This window comes from Methylotuvimicrobium alcaliphilum 20Z (genome assembly GCF_000968535.2).
Classification (GTDB): Bacteria; Pseudomonadota; Gammaproteobacteria; order Methylococcales; family Methylomonadaceae; genus Methylotuvimicrobium; species Methylotuvimicrobium alcaliphilum.
In genome coordinates this window covers 660,846-676,692 of record NC_016112.1, presented here as the reverse complement: position 1 = coordinate 676,692, position 15,847 = coordinate 660,846, and the positions used below count along the sequence as shown (strand labels likewise).

The following is a 15,847-nucleotide window of genomic DNA, read 5'->3' as shown; positions in this document are numbered from 1 at the left end:
ATCTCATGATGATAGGCCAAGCAGAGTTTAGGGGTGAGGCATTATTGATCGGCAAATAATTGCGCTAACGTGTCTGCGGTCAGGATGCGTTCAGACCAACGCCTTAACTGCTCGGTATCCGCCTGTGCCAATTTCAAGACAATATCTTCAGGTAATACACCGTATTTGAGTGTTATCAGGCGGTGAAGCAAGGCACGCTGGCCTTCCTCTCGCCCCTCTTCCCTACCTTCTTCTCTGCCTTCTTCTCGTCCCTCTTCTCGCGCTGTATCAATCACATTTTTCAAATCGCGGTAATATTTTAGGCTTGATTCATAGGCCTGGCGCTCTTCGGGTTGAAAGCGGGCAATGCTGGCTTTTTCAAACAAGCTCAAAAAGACTTTTTCACGCAAACGCGGCGGGATTTCATCCAGTTCATGCAAATGGCGGAACAAAAAGAACCATTTGTCTTGCAAAGTGTCAAGTTGGTCTTCCGTTTTTCTGAAGTTGGGCAAGGTGAGGTAGATAAAAGTCAGCTTGTCATAAAACACCTGATGATGCTGGTTTTTCAATTGAACTCGATGGATGACTTCATCGCGCTGGGCGCTGTCCTCATCATCGAACACAAAGTCCAAAATGCCGATGGTGTAGACCGCCGACAGTCTAAAATCCCAGTCGCCGCGTTGGGCTTGCTGTTGAATCGGGAAGGTGGCATAAAAGACACTGCGGTCTTTGAAGAAGTTCTGCTTGGCTTTTTGCAGCTCGACAATAAAATATTCACCGGTCGCACTGACGCAATTCAGATCAAAGATGGCTTTGCGGTCCAGCGCCGTCGCACCTTGATATTCGTTATTACAGAATTGTAATTCGTGAATTTGGTGGTGTTCCGGCAGTAAGGTATTCAGAAAGCTGATCAGATGTTCTTTACTTGCCTCTTCGCCAAAGGCTTTTTTAAAGCCAAAATCGGTGAATAGATTAATGTACTTTTCTTTCATGAGTTAGGATAAAGACAATACAACATGAGGCCAAGTTTAGCATGATTCAGCTTGTGCCTTTTATTTCCTAAATAATTTGTATCTGACCCTGATGTATCCCCACAAAATAGGCATAAAAACAATTTGCTATAGCTAAAAATTGATCGAAAAATTGGTTTTTCGGGCCTAATTATTGAAATTCATAAACTTTCAGCATCGTGATCGTTCGCATTATTCGATCATTTTTCTTGCCTGTATCGCCTGTCAATATGTGGTATTCGAGTTGCCGGAAAATTTATTGGAACACGCTCAGGCGCTCTTGGTTGATTATACCCGTCGTAGATCAAAATTCGGTGGCAGGCATAGAGCCTAAATTGACGTATTCACCCAGCACCTAAATTCCATAGACCATTGGTTATGGTTAACTGTCTTAGATAATTTAGGTGCTGGGTTCACGGCGTCCTTTGACGGTCCCGGCGCCGAATATTGATCTACGATGATTATATTTAGGACTGGATTTATGGTGTTTTTTGTCGGCATAGGCCGCCGTCTTGAAACTTGCAGTCAGTACGCAACCTCTAACGCCTGCAGTGTTTCCTCAGTTATCGCGCCCTCAGCCAAACCTTTCTGTTTTTGAAAGCTTTTCACAGCCGCCATTGTTTTCGGGCCCATTATGCCATCGATAGGCCCCGGGTTAACACCGGCGTCCGCCAAGGCCTGTTGGATTTTGCGTACTAGTGCTGGCGTAGTCTTCACTACTTCCGATGTGGCCTCGCTTATCTCCGCCTGGCCTGTTGTAGCCGCTTCACTAATTTTTGTTTCGGCTTTAACCCCTAAATCCTGAGCGATTTCGGCTGTTTTTTCAACAGCCTGCTCCGTCGCACGTTCAACTGCTTCGACTGATTTTTTAACTGTGGACTCTGCCATACTGCCGTTCGTTTCAACGGTTTTATCCGATATTTCCGAAATGGGACTAGCCGGCACGCTCTCGGTAACGGTTTGCTCAGGCTGTTTGCCGGTCTCTTTCTGCTCATCGCCACAACCGTACATAAACGCAGTAACGGCTAGCAGAACAATGATTCTTGCGTCGATGTTATTTGTCTTCATGGTCTATACTCCTGATTTTAAAAAACAAAGCCCTTGATAAAGGCTCATTGAACCGGACACGACCTCAAGGCCGATAACCAATTGATTGACTAATGCGTTGGAAAAGACACAAATCAGGTAGTGATTCTGCGGCTTTAATTCAAGTGGCGTTGGCCGTTGTACTCAGAACAGGACTAAAGCCTGAGAATAGCTACCAGACCTATAAAATAAACCACTTAGGTCATCATATACTTATTTTTCAGTAATTTGAATTTAAACCTCTTGGCGACCTAAGCGGAATAGTCGAGGAAAGGGGTAGGGTTTAATTTCAGAGTCAGTGTCTTTTCTACCCCCGGCACACGACTTCGACGAAAGGCACTTCCCAAACCGAGCATTGACAGCGCTTGCGGTATTGCTCCTCCCCGTCTTCGGCATGGCGGCGGATCATCGCAAGCACAGTCGTTTTTTCCGCATTGACGTATTTGTCCGCCCATTCGTGTTGGGCTTTTTGCGACAACGCGGCTACGGTTTCGCCGCCGGATTGCAAAACCAATTTACCGTTGATACGGGCGAAATTCAGTTCGCTGCCCGGTTTTAATTCCGCGAGACGCCGGTGTATCGAGTGTTGTTCGGGAAATGAACCGGCATAGCCGATGTTGAAGTCTTTTAAGCCCAGGATTTCGTAATCGCGAAGAATTATTGGCCGATCTTGCGCATCGAGCTCCGGCACTTCGGTCATCAGCAAATGATCGCCTCGTATCTCGGACAGATAGGGGTTGCGAAGATCCTTACGATGCATCAGGCAAAGCGTTTCTCGCGCGCGGGTCATTGCAACATAGAGCAGACGGCGCTGCTCTTCTTCTCCGGCTCGCGAATTCCAACCGCCGTCGATTATCACGACATGATCGAATTCGAGACCTTTGACCGAATGTACAGTGCCGAGCAAGACGCCCTGTCCGAAGGTTCGGTCGAGACGTTGTTCGGCGAGCGTTTCGACGATGAAATCGAGAGTTTGACTATTGGCCGTTTCGCCGTCTCCGGTTTCACTCCGCCAATCGCCCAGAAGTTCTTTGAGCTGCATCAGCCAGGGGTTTCTCGGTTGCTCGCCATAATGTTCGCCCAGCCAATCGAGCCAATAAGACGGGCGCGTCAGCGGTTCCGCATGATTTTTTAGCGCATCGAGTAAGCCCGCGTTTTCGCGGATACGAAACGGAGGCGGCCTTCGATCGGCCGGCAGCACGATGCTGACCGGAATGCCTTGCGCCTCGAAAACGGACCGGACCGGACTTAAATAGCGCCATTCGCGCGCAAGTACCGCGCAGTTCGGCCATTGCAGGCGAACGTCTAATTGCCGCATCTGCTTGAGTTCTTCGGCAACCTGCAAGGCTTGCATCGACTCGCCTACGGTATCGATTTGCCTGACTCTGCCGCGCGTTAAAGTATCGAGCGCTTGCCAGCGCCCGCCGGGTTCGAGGTTGCCGCGCTGTTTGTTGATTCGTATCGGATGCTGTTGTTTCATCCGATCCCGGTTATGTCCGATCAAGGCGTTCGCGGCGGCGATGATATGAGCGCTCGAGCGGTAATTTTCGACTAAGTAATGAACATGCGCTTGATAGTCTTGCTGAAATTGCCGGATGAACTCGACATTCGCGCCGCGAAATTGGTAAATATTTTGATCGTCGTCGCCGACCGCGAGGATCGTCAATTTACTGTCTTCGTCGAGACTGCGCCCGGCAATCGCGGAAATGAGCCGGTATTGCTCCGCGTCGATATCCTGGTATTCGTCGACCAGGATGAAACGATAGCCTGCCAGTAAGCGGTCTCGAGCCGCGTCCGGCTCGACGCCGAGCAAATTTTTTTCGCCTTTCAAAAGTGCTATCGCCTCGCCGATCATTTCGGCGAACGACTCAGCAGAGGCTTCGCCGTCGCCGTACAAACCGCTTAAGGCATGTCCGGTCAAGCGCAAGCTGAAACCGTGATAGGTTTGCACGGTCACGTAGCGCGCTTCGTCGCCGGCCAGCTCGATCAGCCGCCGACGAATTTCGTTTGCGGCGGAACGGTTGAAACACAGCACTAAAATTGCCTGAGCCAGGACTTGCTTGACGCGCAACAAATACGCGCAGCGGTGCACGACGACGCGCGTCTTGCCGGAACCGGGGCCCGCCAGAATCAGCGCATTGTCGTCTTCCGGCGCCGAGACCAGCGCGATTTGTTCGGGATTATTTAGATCGGAGGCGATGCGCTGAAAGGCTTGTTGGCTGGCCGCGCGTTCGAGTATTTCCTTGCGCCCGGCAAAATAGCGCTGCACGAATTCGGCCTTATCGAGCGAAAAATAAGCGACGACGAAGGCCAGCGCCTGACCGATTTTTTCGAGTCCGCGCCGCGCATATTCATTCATCACATGCACCTGAAACACCCGCTCGCCGTAATGCTGGGACAGCGGCTCGTAATCGCCCTTGCGGTAGCGGCGCGACTTTGCTTCCGGCAAGACATTGATGGTCATCGCCTGCCGGAAAACCGCAAGGCCTTTTTGCAAGGTAATGATTTTTTGTTCGTGCAAAAAATTCAGCGCCCGCTCGACCGCCGCGAGCGGGTCCTTCACCTCCGCCAATGCGACCGCATCCTGCCGCAAAGCCGACAGCAAATCTTCGGCGGCAAATTCGACCAGCACATCGGCGGCCGGCGGCGCGCCTTCCGGTACCCGGCCGACGATGCAATCCAACACGATCTTGGCGATGCCTTGCCGTTTTTCGGCAGTCGCAATCAGCGCGGGCCAGCCGCGGTTTAGTTTGACCGCATATTGATCGAGCCCGCGATGACGCACAAATAGACTGCCTTTGTTACCGGCCAAACCCAAACCGTCCCGGCTTAGACTATTCAACAATAGGCGCAGCGCTTCCAAATGGCTTTGTTCGTAACCTTGATCCAGCAAATGTTGGTTTAAATGCCGAAGCGACAAGACCTGCCAATCGTCGCCTGCGGCATCGGGGGCTAATTCGCCCATTGCGGCGATCATCGCGCGCTCCAGTTTGCAGACGGCAGTTAATTGAGCCTGCGATGATTGAGCCACCTTGTAGCGAATGAATGCAGTCAGCAGCAGACTTTTTTGAATCAGCCCCTGCTCGGCCATGTCGTATAAAGTTCGAATCACGCGTTGGCTGGCCGTTTCCCCGGGTTTGTCTTCGTCATTTTCGGCAAACGCACCGAGCATCGCCAATTGATCGGCGCTGAAGCCTTCGTCGCTGTCGGCATTGAACAATTCTTCGAGAATCGCGAGCCAGCGTTTTTTCTGACGTTGCGAAAGCGGTAATTTATCGATCTTAGCTTCGGCTTCGTCGAGACTTTTGACCTTCGGTCGACCCTGAAAAACTTGCGTACGGTTTTCGTTGCGCTCGACGAAACCGGCCCGCTCCAACCAAGAAACCGCCGTGACGACCTTGGTCGCGGCGTTATAATCGTCACTGCCGAACGACGTGTCGACCGCATCGTTTTGCAATAGCTCGCCGGCCGTCAAGATTACATTGCCGAACTTGTCTTTTTTGCATCGCCTGATTCCGCGAAGCAACTGCGCGATATCGCGTTGCGTAATTTGCGAATGCGCCGATAGTTTAAATTGCGTGTCGATATCGTTCTCATCGAATAACAAAACGCATTCGGCATCCTGACGGTCGCGACCGGCGCGCCCCGCTTCCTGCAAATAGTTTTCGAGCGAGCCTGGAATGTCGGCATGAATCACCAAGCGTACGTCTTCCTTGTCGATACCCATGCCGAACGCATTGGTCGCGCTAATCACGCGGGTGATGCCGCCGACGAAGTTTTCCTGGATATGCTTTTTCTCGGCCGCATCCTTGCCGGCGTGAAAGGCCTCGGCTTGCCATCCCGCTTGTTGCAGAAACTCGGCCACCGCTTCGGTGTTTTTTTGGGTCGAGCAATAAACGATCGCGCTGCCGGTCTCGCCAGTCAAGCGCTCGGTCAATAGGGCGTGGATGCGCGGGTATTTGTCGGCGGCATTGACGGTCTGCACTTCGAAATGCAAATTGCTGCGTTCGACGCCGCCCTCGAAAACCTCCAACTCCTGACCCAAGTGAGCGCGAAAATAGTCGATGATTTCATCCTTGACGTCTTGCTTCGCGGTCGCGGTGAAGCACTGCACCGGCGGCAGCGGCGCGCGGTGCTTCGCGGCAAATTCCTTGATGAAGCGCGCGGCATAGAGATAATCTGGCCGAAAATCATGCCCCCACTTAGATAAACAATGCGCTTCGTCGAACACCCAGCAGCCGATTTCCCGTTGTGCGATCGCATTTTGAAAACCGGTATTGCGCAATTGCTCGGGAGAGACATAGAGTATCGCGATGTCGCCCATTTGGATTGCCCTGAGCACTTCGCCGCGCTCGGGTGCGGTCAACAGACCGTAGAGCGCTGCAACATTCGGCGCGCCGGTCTTGTTGCGCAAATTATCGACCTGATCCTTCATCAAGGCCTGCAGCGGCGAAATCACGACCGTCAACACGCCGCGCCGCTGATAGCGCACCAATGCCGGCAATTGAAAACACAGCGACTTGCCGCCGCCGGTCGGCAGCACCGCAAACAACGGCCGGTCGCTCATCGCGGCCTGCACGATCGCTTGCTGTAAGCTGCCGCCGTCATCGCTTGCCGGTTCCTCGCGGAATGCAGGAAAGCCGAAATAGCGCGTCAATTGGCTCACCGGATCGTGCACGCCGGCACAATAGCGGCAAGCCGGATTGCCGCACGGAATATCGCGCAATTGACTCAAGGCCGGGCCGACGTCGTGAAAACGTTGCCGGACCCATGGCGGCAGCACCGAATTTCCGCCCGCGACCCGCAGCCAGGCTAGGCAATAAGCCAACGCTTGACGCAAGCGAGGGTCGGGCAGATATGACAACACGACTTTGTTGAACGCAGTCTCGCAGACTTTTCCAGACGACGTTTGCTTGAATATATCGAAGGCTTGCGAGGCGCCCGGTAACACGGCCCCGACAGCCTCCATCATCCGGCAGATTCCGCTGAAACCAGGATCGCCGGAAAAGGCGTAATGATAAAACGACACGATGCCGAAGGCTTGCTGCTGTTCATGCAATGCACTCCATTGATCCTGAAACAGCGACTCGGCCAACTTGGCGTCGAGCAAAGGATCGCTCAGGCCGTCGCGCACCAATTTGTAATTCTTGACGAGGCGATGATAGGGATTTTCGGGAAAGGCCAGCGGCGACAGATACAGCGTATCGACGACCGGTTTATTCAAAAAGGCATGATTCGGTGCTATCGCGCGGCAAACCGGCAGGTCGTGACCGATCAGGTTATGGCCGAGGAGACATCCGGCCTCGGCGGCAAAGCGGTCGAACTCGGCCAAGACGCTTCGAATATCGAAAGGCGCTTTGCGCAGGAATTCCCTGCCACGAAAGCGCCCGCCGAGCGCGAAAATCTCGCCGTTTTCGTTAGTTTCGAGATCGAGGCTACAACAGTCGTTTTGAAAGGCTTGCCAGTCCGTTGTCATAATTATCTATTTCTCGCGCTGAGGCGCGGAGTTATTTAACGGTTGATTGTAAACTATTCTTATGTTCGGCTCATTCCCAAGCTCTTTGCTTGGGAATGCAGTCTCGGAAGCTCTGCTTCCCGTGACGGCAAGCGGAGCTTGGGAAACAGTGAAAAACTTATTTTTGTTTAACGATGGGTATAAAATGGGCGGTTTTGCCGATAATCGCGATATCCTGTGTGTTGAGAAAATTGTTCCTGTCTCGATAAAGCTTTTATCCTAGAAAAAGCATTTCACCATGAAGATTATGAAGAATAAGAATTTAATTCAATAGCTTGCCATGGTCGTGCAAAACAATTTTGCGCTACTGAAAGGTTACTCAAAATTAACGAACATCCTTTTGAAATACTTCATGTGCTTCATGGTAAAACTGCCGAATTTAGGTTTATGACAGGACACCACGCGTGTCATTTGCGCCACACTCAGTCTTATATACGTAGGAAAAGTATTCTTGGAAATTATGTTCGTTTTTGGACGCCTGATGTTGTCATCGATGTCCAATGTTTTTCAAAAGCAGCTCGCCCATCAAGGCTTGCACCCGTTTTACATCGTCGCGGCAACCTATATCGTATTGTCCATATTATCCTCGCCGTTTCTGTTTGATTTCGCCTTTTCGGGATTGAGTCCGTCATTTTGGCTGAATGTGTTTCTGGCCGCCTTGCTCGATGTCGGCGGTTGGATGTTTTTGGTGATGTCGCTGTCTAAAACCGACTTATCGGTATTCGGACCGCTCAACGCCTACAAAGTTATTTTTTCGATGTTGTTGGCGTTCCTTTTTCTTGGCGAGGTACCCTCGACTCAGGGTTTTTTCGGAGTCTTGGTCATCATCGGCGGCAGTTTTTTGCTGATGCCCCCGTCGAGCGACGCGACAGGAAGCCGAATCGGACAATTGCTGCTCGACCGGGGCGTTCAAGCTAGGTTTCTTTCTATCTTGTTGTTTTCGATCGGCACGGTTTTCCTAAAAGGCTCGCTCGAGCATTCGACGCCGCTGGAAACCTTGATTTTTTGGTCATTGTTCGGCTTGCCGCTGATTTTGGCGGCCAATGCCTATCTCAATCAAGAGCCGTTGATGAAGAGCCTCAAACAATCGCGAACGCATCTATCATTGATTTTCGCCACCGGCGCATCGGTTTTCGTGATGCAATATCTGACCCTGGTATTGATGTCGCATATGCTCGTGGCTTACGCGCTGGCGCTGTTTCAATTGGGCATGCTTTTACAAGTTTTTCTCGGGCACCGCATTTTCAATGAACCTCACTTGCTCCGCCGCTTGATGGCAAGCTTGGTCATGGTGCTCGGCAGCCTGATCGTGTTGCAAGTGAGGCATTAAACCATTGAAAACCAGGCACAACGTTTCCGCGCGGAGTTTTTCCGCTCACTCCCCGAGTTAAATTCGTTGCAGGATATCCACGACCAATTCCGGCCCGTTATAGATCAAGCCGCTGTAAACCTGGACTAAACTCGCGCCGGCCTGTATTTTCTCTAATGCGTCGTCCCCGCTCAGTATGCCGCCGGCTGCGATGATCGGTAATTTGCCGTTCAATTCTGCAGCCAAGGCAGCGACGACTTCGGTCGATTTTTGCTTGACCGGCCCGCCGCTCAAGCCGCCGGCCTCTTCGGCCAATTTATGGCCCGCGATTGCATTCCTTGCGATCGTCGTGTTGGTTGCAATAACCGCGTCGATTTCAAACTCGAGCAATAGCGCTGCGATATGGCGGATTTCATCCGGCGTCAAGTCCGGCGCGATCTTGAGCGCCAGCGGCGTGTATTTGCCGTGTTCTCGTTGCAATTTGACCTGCTCTTCCTTCAATGCCGCAATCAGGCCCTTGATTTCGTTGCCCTGCTGTAATTGCCGAAGATTTTTCGTATTCGGCGAGGAAATATTGATCGTGATATAGCCGGCCGCGCGGTAGGCCTTGCGCAAGCCGATCAAATAATCCTCGGCCGCCTTTTCGATCGGCGTGTCGAAATTCTTGCCGATGTTGATGCCGAGCACACCTTTGTATTGACAGTGTTCGACGCGGTTCAACAGATGATCGATGCCTTTATTATTGAAGCCCATGCGATTGATGATCGCCTGATGCTCGGGCAGACGGAACAGGCGCGGTTTCGGATTACCCGGTTGTGAACGCGGCGTGACCGTGCCGATTTCGATAAAGCCGAAACCTATGGCAGCCAGCGCATCGATATAATCGCCGTTTTTGTCGAGCCCGGCGGCCAAGCCGACCGGATTCTTGAATTCGAGCCCCATGATGTTGACAGGCTTGACAGGCAATTTAGGATACAGCATCGATGACAATCCCGATCGATACGCGGCTTGCAGCGCCTTCAAGGTTAGATTGTGGCTGACTTCGGGGTCGAGGGAAAATAATAACGGGCGAATTAATGGATAGAGGTTCATTAGAAAAAGAGTGAAAATAATTGATCGTTTTCGCCGGAAAATCGTGACATCGAAGCGTCACCGGCGCATTTCGGGAAAAGCGTGGGAATCTTGACTCATAACGTCAAGACTGCTGTGTGTCATTTTATGAACGGCAACATTCGAACCAGCGCATCATCCTTCGCGAGATAATGATGATACAGCGCGGCCAAGACATGCAAGCCAATTACGTAATAACCGACCGTGCCGACCGTCGCATGGACTTCCTTGATCGTTTTGGCGAGCTCCGGATCTTTGCCGATTAACGCCGGAAGTTCCCATCCGAAAAAGGGTATCGGTTTGCCGGCTGCGCTTAGCATGAACCATCCGGCCAAAGGCATACCGATCATCAACAGATAAAGACTCCAATGAACGGCGGCAGCCAAATATTTTTGCCATGCGGCAATAGCGGGTTCGATCGCCGGCTTGACGTTACTCAGGCGCACTGCCAGGCGCAGCCAGACCAATAAGCCGACCGACAACCCCAACATAAAATGCCACATTTTCAACGCTTCGCGCGGATCGCTGCCTTTAGGGTACAGTACGCGCAATTCGATGCAGGCATACAGCCCGACCATCAGCAAAAACATTAGCCAATGCTGACCGATCGCCAGCGAACCGTAACGTCGAGGCGTGTTTTTCCAACTCATTTTTTTGTTCCCTCGCTCCGGAGACTGTGAAGGTTTTCATTGCTTCGAAATAACCATGAAAAAATTAGACTGTTGATTTTATAGTATTTTTCTTCATTGTCTTCATGGTGAATAAATTTTTTAATGCCGTCTTCGCCAATTTATAATTCGGCACGTCTTATTAAGCCGGGTTCACACAGGGAAACCCGTCATTCCGCCATGGACTGGCGGAATCTAGTGCCATGGATGGCAGGCTTTTAAAACACATTCGAGCCTGAATGCCAAAATTACTTATTCTGTGACGGTTTAACTTAATGGTTCCCACGCAGAGCGCGGGAACCCTCTACAATTAAAGCATTATTGCTTAGACATCAGACCTTTCGCGAACGCGATCGCCTTTTCCGCCAGATCGTTGACCAAAGACGGACTGTCTCCATGCGGTTCAATTTCACCGAACGGCTTGCCGTTTTCTTGCGTAAATTTCAATATAAAATACCCCAGTGGCGCAAAAGCCACCAAAGCAATAACTAACATTGCCACGACCAATTGAATAAGATCACCGGACATGATTTCCTCCTCGTTTTTATAACATTATTTTTTTTATTGGAATCAGGAATATAACGCTGTCATTCCGATGGCTCAAGCAAAAAATGCAAATTGCGATACGAATCTTGATTTGTCGCGACTTATACCCCTCTTAGATCAAAATTCGACGCCGGGCTGTCCGTCAAAGGACGCCGTGAATACATCCCTATAGGCTCTATGCCGGCTCCATGCTGGCAAAGCCTTTGCCGAAAACCCCGGCGCCTCCTCAGGCGCTGCCGAAATTTGAAATCCGAAAGGTATAAAGCCCAGCCTGTTCGCTAAACCAATCGGTTGCTTTGCCTAAATTATCGTCGTATACTTCCGACCTAGCTTACTTGATCAAGCTGGCATAACACTTATAAACATACTTCTGGAGGTATTGATTATGAAATGGGAAACACCTAGCTACACAGACCTGCGTTTCGGTTTTGAAGTAACAATGTATATCTACAACCGTTAATCATTACGGTCGGATAAAAAAGGGGCTTGTAAGAGCCCCTTTTTTTTGCGTCGAATTCCCGTTTCGAATAAGAAGCTTTCCCGGCTTGACCTAAAATATACTCATCGTATATCAAAATTCTGCGCCCGGGTGTCCGTCAAAGGACGCCATGAATACGTCCCTGTAGGCTCTGTGACAGCAGCCCTGCTGTCACAGCCTTTGCCGAACACCCCGGCGCCTCCATGCGTCAATGCCGAAATTTGAAGTGCGATGGGTATAACGCAGCCCGCCTTTCGGCGCCCCGCAACAAAGTCCCAGCCGTTTGCGGACAACCTTTAATTGACGTATGATTCAGCTCTTTTAATCATTCGAAACAATGCCATGAAAATCAGAGTACTCGGCTCGGCAGCCGGCGGGGGATTTCCGCAATGGAACTGCAACTGCCACAATTGTCATCGTATTCGCCGCAACGAAATGAACGGCAAGCCCCGCACTCAGTCATCGATCGCGGTCAGTACCGACGACCGGAATTGGTTGTTGTTCAACACATCTCCGGACATTCTGACGCAGCTCCATGCATTCCCTGCGATACAGCCGCGCGAAGGCGTGCGCGACACCGGCATCAAGGCGATCCTGCTGATCGACAGCCAAATCGATCATACGACCGGTTTATTGATGCTGCGCGAAAGCCGGCAGCCGCTCGATATTTATTGCAGTGACATGGTCAAACAGGATCTCAGCACCGGCTTCCCGACCTTCAAAATGCTCGAAGATTACTGCACCGTCAATCATCATCCGGTTCCGCTAGACGGCAGCAGCTTTACGATTCCAAGCATCGAAGATTTGAAATTTTATACGCAATCGCTGAAAAGCAAGGCGCCGCCCTATTCACCGCACCGAAACGACCCGCATGACGGCGACAATATCGGCGTCATCATCGAACAAATTTCGACCGGAAAAAAAGTCTTCTACGCGCCGGGCCTCGGCGAGATTGAACCGCATGTGATGGACGCCATGCAACTGGCCGATTGCGTAATGGTCGACGGCACATTTTGGACCGACGACGAAATGGTCACGCAAAACATCAGTCACAAACGCGCCCGCGAAATCGGCCATTTACCGCAATCGGGTCCAGGCGGCATGATCGAAGTGCTGAACAGCCTACCGAACACCCGTAGAATATTAATCCATATCAATAACACCAATCCGATTTTGGACGAAGATTCCGAGCAGCGTAAAACACTCGATGCCGCCGGCATCGAAGTATCCTACGACGGCATGGAAATCGATTTATAAAAGAACCCCCGGTAAATCCTATGAGTAACAGCGAATCAAAACCCTGGACCCGTGAAGAATTCGAGGCCCAGCTTCGCGGGATGGAAAGGTACTACCATATCCATCACCCGTATCACACGCTGATGAACGAAGGCAAACTGACCAAGGAACAAATCCAAGGCTGGGTCGCGAACCGCTATTATTACCAGGTCATGATTCCGATCAAGGATGCGAACATCCTGGCCAATTGTCCGGACCGCAAGACCCGGGCGATCTGGATTCAACGCATAATGGATCATGATGGCCACCCGAACGATCCCGGCGGCATCGAAGCTTGGATTCGGCTCGGCATCGCGGTCGGCCTGACGCGCGACGAAATTACGTCATTGCAATATGTACTACCCGGCGTGCGTTTCGCGGTCGACGCCTATGTCAACTTCGCGCGCCGCGCCGATTGGCACGAGGCCGCCAGTTCGTCATTGACCGAACTGTTCGCGCCGAAAATACATCAGCAACGCCTTGACAACTGGCCGACGCATTACCCATGGGTCGAAAAAGAAGGTTACATTTATTTTCGCAAGCGTCTCTCCGAAGCACGCCGCGATGTCGAACACGGACTGGAATTGACGCTGGACTGGTTCAAAACCCGCGAACAACAAGAACGCATGGTCGAAATCCTGCAATTTAAGCTAAATGTGCTCTGGACGATGGCCGATGCGATGTACATGGCGTATATCAATGAGATGCCACCGTATTTCAATGTCAAACCTTGACCGACAACGAATCCTGTGATGGGAGAATGTCATGCAAACGGCGATACAAAAACATTTGTTCAGCATTTCCGATTACGATCGCATGGCGGAATGCGGCCTGTTCGATGAAGACTCCCGCATTGAATTGATTGATGGAGAGTTTTTCGATATGGCGCCGATTGGCAGCAGGCATGCAAGCATCGTCAGTTTTTTGGCCAGTGCCTTGATAAAACAACTGAGCGACCGAGCAATCGTGCGCATTCAAGACCCGGTGCGGCTCGGCGATTTTTCCGTGCCGCAGCCCGACTTGGCGGCCGTCGAACCTAAAACCGATTTTTATCGAACACGACATCCGGAAGCGAACGAAATTCTGTTGCTGATCGAGGTGTCCGACTCTACCGCCAGTTACGACTTGAACACCAAAATACCGCTCTATGCCAAATATGCGATTCCCGAGTGCTGGCTGATCGATATCGACAAAAAAACGGTGACCTGCTTTACCGAACCGCTTGAAAACAGCTATAAAATGCAGCACATTTACCATGCCGACGAATCCGTGCAATCGATTCAATTCGATTGCCTTTCAATCAACTTAGGCAGCCTACTTGATTGAAAAAGCAAAACCGGAACCTCACCGCAACCTGCATGCTTGAAAATTTTTCGGCATTACCATTAGCCATTATTCGAATCTAAGCACTATGACCATCGACCCGGACAAAAACATCCGCTTCTCGCCGACGCACCGGCTGCAATGGGAAGAAGCGCAACAAAAAGACGTGATCCTGTACCCCGAAGGCATGGTCGAGCTCAATCAAAGCTCCGCCGAAATCCTAAAGCTTTGCGACGGCAACCGTAAACCGCAGCAAATCGTCGACGAATTGGAACGAAAGTTCGAAACCACAGGTCTTCGTAACGACATCATCGCATTTCTGGAAGTAGCACTACAAAATGGCTGGATCAGACAAGATTAACATTACCCCTCCGCGCTGGCTGCTGGCAGAGCTGACTTATGCTTGCCCGCTGCAGTGTCCTTATTGTTCGAATCCGCTCGATTACGCAAAATACCCGTCGGAACTTTCGACCGAAGACTGGAAGCGCGTCTTGTCACAGGCCCGCAAGATGGGCGCGGTGCAACTGGGCTTGTCCGGCGGCGAACCTCTGGTCCGCCGCGATTTGTCCGAACTGGTAAGGCACGCGCGTGAATTGGGTTATTATTCGAACTTAATCACATCCGGCTATGGCCTGACCGAAGAGCGCATCGTCGAACTGAAACAGGCCGGACTCGACCATATTCAGGTCAGCATTCAAGCCAGCACGCAGGAGTTGAACGACCATATCGCCGGCACCACGTCTTATGAACATAAGAGAGAAGTCGCTCATCTAGTCAAGAAACACGGTTATCCGATGGTCTTGTGCGTCGTGATTCACCGCGAAAACATTCATCAAATGCAACAGATTCTCGAAATGGCCGAAGAACTCGGCGCCGATTATCTGGAGCTCGCGAACACGCAATATTACGGCTGGGCGCATGCCAACCGGAACCTGTTGCTACCGACCCGGGAACAATTCGAACAGGCCGAAGCGATCGCTCAGGCCTATAAAGAAAAAGTCGCCGGCAAAATGAAAATTTATTATGTCGTGCCGGATTATTACGAAGACCGCCCGAAAGCCTGCATGAACGGCTGGGGCACGACTTTTCTGACGATCGCGCCGGACGGCGTCGCGCTGCCTTGCCATTCGGCGCGCGAATTGCCGGGGCTGGATTGCCCGAACGTGAACGATTACAGCATCGAGGAAATCTGGAACGAGTCGAAGGCCTTCAATTTTTTCCGCGGTTTCGACTGGATGAAGGAACCCTGCCGCAGTTGCGACGAAAAGGAAAAAGACTTCGGCGGCTGCCGCTGCCAAGCCTATTTGTTGACCGGCGATATGTACAACACCGACCCGGTCTGCAGTAAATCGCCGAACCGATATGTCGTACAAGAAGCCATCGACTCGGCGAAGTCCGCATCATTGGCGCCAGGCGAAAAGCCGTTGATTTTCCGAAACAGCAAAAATTCGCGGGATTTTGCGTAGGGTACGCACTCATAAGCGCCAACTTAAGACGCAAGGCATTGATTCACAGTTGAAAAATCAAGATGTGGCCACAACATAGAGT

The 15,847-nt window shown here is 51.3% G+C and carries 13 protein-coding genes; 7 read left to right on the top strand and 6 right to left on the bottom strand.

Going from position 1 to position 15,847, the window contains the following annotated elements; genetic code table 11:
• Positions 1–41: 41 nt before the first annotated feature.
• The 3 genes from MEALZ_RS02970 to MEALZ_RS02955 form a co-directional block, all read right to left on the bottom strand.
• On the bottom strand, positions 42–971 hold the full coding sequence (locus tag MEALZ_RS02970) for an Rpn family recombination-promoting nuclease/putative transposase (protein WP_014147111.1): 930 nt from the start codon (positions 969–971) through the stop codon (positions 42–44).
• 543 nt (positions 972–1,514) lie between these two features.
• The gene (locus MEALZ_RS20880; RefSeq protein WP_014147109.1) at positions 1,515–2,057 is read right to left on the bottom strand and encodes a peptidoglycan-binding domain-containing protein; all 543 of its coding nucleotides are present in this window, start codon (positions 2,055–2,057) and stop codon (positions 1,515–1,517) included.
• A 325-nt stretch (positions 2,058–2,382) separates the two neighbouring features.
• On the bottom strand, positions 2,383–7,551 hold the full coding sequence (locus MEALZ_RS02955; RefSeq protein WP_014147107.1) for a RecQ family ATP-dependent DNA helicase: 5,169 nt from the start codon (positions 7,549–7,551) through the stop codon (positions 2,383–2,385).
• A gap of 499 nt (positions 7,552–8,050) precedes the next feature.
• Here MEALZ_RS02955 and MEALZ_RS02945 point away from each other — a divergent pair, with 499 nt between their 5' ends.
• Positions 8,051–8,920 carry an EamA family transporter gene (locus tag MEALZ_RS02945; protein ID WP_084685273.1) on the top strand — a complete coding sequence of 290 codons (870 nt, stop codon included), beginning with the start codon at positions 8,051–8,053 and terminating at the stop codon, positions 8,918–8,920.
• Positions 8,921–8,977: 57 nt separating this feature from the next.
• On the opposite strand, the gene MEALZ_RS02940 is transcribed toward MEALZ_RS02945, so the two are convergent.
• From MEALZ_RS02940 to MEALZ_RS02930, 3 genes are all read right to left on the bottom strand, one after another.
• Positions 8,978–9,991 (bottom strand): quinone-dependent dihydroorotate dehydrogenase, encoded by a 1,014-nt coding sequence (locus MEALZ_RS02940; RefSeq protein ID WP_014147104.1) that lies wholly within the window; start codon positions 9,989–9,991, stop codon positions 8,978–8,980.
• A 119-nt stretch (positions 9,992–10,110) separates the two neighbouring features.
• A complete protein-coding gene (locus MEALZ_RS02935; RefSeq protein WP_014147103.1) occupies positions 10,111–10,659 on the bottom strand; it encodes a cytochrome b in 549 nt (182 codons plus the stop codon).
• 336 nt (positions 10,660–10,995) lie between these two features.
• Positions 10,996–11,205, bottom strand: a complete 210-nt coding sequence (locus tag MEALZ_RS02930; protein ID WP_014147102.1) for a hypothetical protein — start codon at positions 11,203–11,205, stop codon at positions 10,996–10,998.
• A gap of 403 nt (positions 11,206–11,608) precedes the next feature.
• Here MEALZ_RS02930 and pqqA point away from each other — a divergent pair, with 403 nt between their 5' ends.
• From pqqA to pqqE, 6 genes are all read left to right on the top strand, one after another.
• Positions 11,609–11,683 carry a pyrroloquinoline quinone precursor peptide PqqA gene (gene pqqA, locus MEALZ_RS21405; RefSeq protein WP_006892363.1) on the top strand — a complete coding sequence of 25 codons (75 nt, stop codon included), beginning with the start codon at positions 11,609–11,611 and terminating at the stop codon, positions 11,681–11,683.
• 360 nt (positions 11,684–12,043) lie between these two features.
• A complete protein-coding gene (gene pqqB / locus MEALZ_RS02925; protein ID WP_014147100.1) occupies positions 12,044–12,958 on the top strand; it encodes a pyrroloquinoline quinone biosynthesis protein PqqB in 915 nt (304 codons plus the stop codon).
• A gap of 20 nt (positions 12,959–12,978) precedes the next feature.
• A complete protein-coding gene (pqqC, locus tag MEALZ_RS02920) occupies positions 12,979–13,710 on the top strand; it encodes a pyrroloquinoline-quinone synthase PqqC (RefSeq protein WP_014147099.1) in 732 nt (243 codons plus the stop codon).
• A 31-nt stretch (positions 13,711–13,741) separates the two neighbouring features.
• On the top strand, positions 13,742–14,302 hold the full coding sequence (locus MEALZ_RS02915) for a Uma2 family endonuclease (RefSeq protein ID WP_014147098.1): 561 nt from the start codon (positions 13,742–13,744) through the stop codon (positions 14,300–14,302).
• 85 nt (positions 14,303–14,387) lie between these two features.
• Complete coding sequence (gene pqqD / locus MEALZ_RS02910) at positions 14,388–14,660, top strand: pyrroloquinoline quinone biosynthesis peptide chaperone PqqD (RefSeq protein ID WP_014147097.1); 273 nt, start codon at positions 14,388–14,390, stop codon at positions 14,658–14,660.
• Positions 14,638–15,765, top strand: coding sequence for a pyrroloquinoline quinone biosynthesis protein PqqE (gene pqqE / locus MEALZ_RS02905; protein WP_014147096.1), 1,128 nt, complete (start codon positions 14,638–14,640; stop codon positions 15,763–15,765). The genes pqqD and pqqE overlap by 23 nt, the downstream gene beginning before the upstream one ends.
• Positions 15,766–15,847: the final 82 nt, after the last annotated feature.

Coding starts and splice junctions, on each gene's coding strand:
- MEALZ_RS02970 (WP_014147111.1), bottom strand. CDS start 971: ATGAAAGAAAAGTACATTAATCTATTCACCGATTTTGGCTTTAAAAAA.
- MEALZ_RS20880 (WP_014147109.1), bottom strand. CDS start 2,057: ATGAAGACAAATAACATCGACGCAAGAATCATTGTTCTGCTAGCCGTT.
- MEALZ_RS02955 (WP_014147107.1), bottom strand. CDS start 7,551: ATGACAACGGACTGGCAAGCCTTTCAAAACGACTGTTGTAGCCTCGAT.
- MEALZ_RS02945 (WP_084685273.1), top strand. CDS start 8,051: ATGTTCGTTTTTGGACGCCTGATGTTGTCATCGATGTCCAATGTTTTT.
- MEALZ_RS02940 (WP_014147104.1), bottom strand. CDS start 9,991: ATGAACCTCTATCCATTAATTCGCCCGTTATTATTTTCCCTCGACCCC.
- MEALZ_RS02935 (WP_014147103.1), bottom strand. CDS start 10,659: ATGAGTTGGAAAAACACGCCTCGACGTTACGGTTCGCTGGCGATCGGT.
- MEALZ_RS02930 (WP_014147102.1), bottom strand. CDS start 11,205: ATGTCCGGTGATCTTATTCAATTGGTCGTGGCAATGTTAGTTATTGCT.
- pqqB (WP_014147100.1), top strand. CDS start 12,044: ATGAAAATCAGAGTACTCGGCTCGGCAGCCGGCGGGGGATTTCCGCAA.
- pqqC (WP_014147099.1), top strand. CDS start 12,979: ATGAGTAACAGCGAATCAAAACCCTGGACCCGTGAAGAATTCGAGGCC.
- MEALZ_RS02915 (WP_014147098.1), top strand. CDS start 13,742: ATGCAAACGGCGATACAAAAACATTTGTTCAGCATTTCCGATTACGAT.
- pqqD (WP_014147097.1), top strand. CDS start 14,388: ATGACCATCGACCCGGACAAAAACATCCGCTTCTCGCCGACGCACCGG.
- pqqE (WP_014147096.1), top strand. CDS start 14,638: ATGGCTGGATCAGACAAGATTAACATTACCCCTCCGCGCTGGCTGCTG.